Here is a 1,427-nt window from a genome sequence, read left to right on the forward strand (position 1 = left end):
CGTAATGCATCACGTCAAGATGCCCGCGAAAGTTGATCCATGCATCACGTAAGGAATGCCCGCGAAACCGGGGTCAGCTGGCGGTCTTGTTCTTGACCCGGATGCCGGCTCTGACGTCGGGTAGGGCGGCAGGGATGGTGGCGAGGTAGAGCTGCTCGGTCTTGTTTTTGGCGAGCCGGAGCAGGCTGGCCTGTAGGTCGGCGATCTGACGGCCGATTGCGACTGGATTCAGGCTGTCGCGGTAGGCGAGTAGCTCGGATTCCTGGGCGGGTGAGAGGACTCCGGCGGCCAGCAGCCGGTCCAGTGGGGTCATGGGCTCGTCGTAGAGCCGGCGGCGCCGACCATCGCGTCCGCAGCCGTAACCGATCGGTTTGATCGTCGGCGTCAGGTAGTTGAATCGGTCGTTGACCAGCTTCCACAGCCGGTTGAGCACCACGCGCTCGGCGTCGGTGTCGTAGCGGTAGTAGAACCCGTAGCGGCGCACCAGGTGATTGTTCTTGGACTCGATCGTGGCCTGATCGTTCTTCTTGTACGGTCGCGAGCGGGTGAAGAAGATCTCCATGTCCGCCGCCCACTTGATGACAGCCTTGTTCAGGAACTCGGTGCCGTTGTCGAAATCCAAACCGGTTACCTCATAAGGAATTTCAGTGATGCCGGCTTTGAGTGCGCCGAGGATGTGGGCGTGGGCGTTGTTGCGCACGGTGCGGGTGAACACCCAGCCGACATGCATGTCGGTGAGATTGAGGGTGCGGGCGAACTCACCTTTGAGCGTCGGTCCGCAGTGCGCGACGGTGTCGCCTTCGAAGAACCCAGGAGCAGCCTCGACCTCGTCGGTTGCCTTGCGAATCTTGATCGACGACCGCAGCAACGGTGAGGGCTTGGTGGTCGATTTTCCCTTGACCTGATCACGTGCCTTCGCCGCCCGCAGGTAGCGGTCGATCGTGGCGCTGCTCATCGCCAACAGTTCGGCACGAACGGCCGGGCCGTAGCGGTCTTGGCCGTCGACGAGTTCACCGTGGCGTTCCAGCGCTGCCAGCTGCAGGGCCATCGATGCGACCAGGTAGCGGCCGCACTGCCCACCCGAGGCCGCCCAGACCTTCTGCAGCACCTTGAGCGCGTCGTAGGAGTACTTCGGCATGCGTTGCCGGCGGGCCCGTTTGGCGATCTGCCGGCCCGCCCCAGGTGGGCGAGCGGCAGCTCTCAATCGCCGGCGGGCATTATCACGCGACCAGCCGGTGACCGCCACCACCTGGTCGAGAATCTGGCCCCTGTCCTTCTTCGAGGCCTTCACGTACGCCTTGGCGAACTTCGCGGTGATCTCGGCCCGAGACGGCATCGACAGCCCACTTCCCATGCCTGTCGAGGATCACCGTTTCGCGGGCATTCTTACGTGATGCACCGAGGGCGTTTCGCGGGCACTTCCCGTG

Annotated in this window: 1 protein-coding gene; it reads right to left on the reverse strand. The window is 63.5% G+C overall.

Annotated elements, in window-relative coordinates; translation table 11 throughout:
- Positions 1-73 precede the first annotated feature (73 nt).
- Complete coding sequence (locus FPZ47_RS27485; protein WP_246859917.1) at positions 74-1,354, reverse strand: integrase catalytic domain-containing protein; 1,281 nt, start codon at positions 1,352-1,354, stop codon at positions 74-76.
- Positions 1,355-1,427 lie beyond the last annotated feature (73 nt).

The sequence above is a fragment of the Mycobacterium helveticum genome, assembly GCF_007714205.1.
Taxonomy (GTDB): domain Bacteria; phylum Actinomycetota; class Actinomycetes; order Mycobacteriales; family Mycobacteriaceae; genus Mycobacterium; species Mycobacterium helveticum.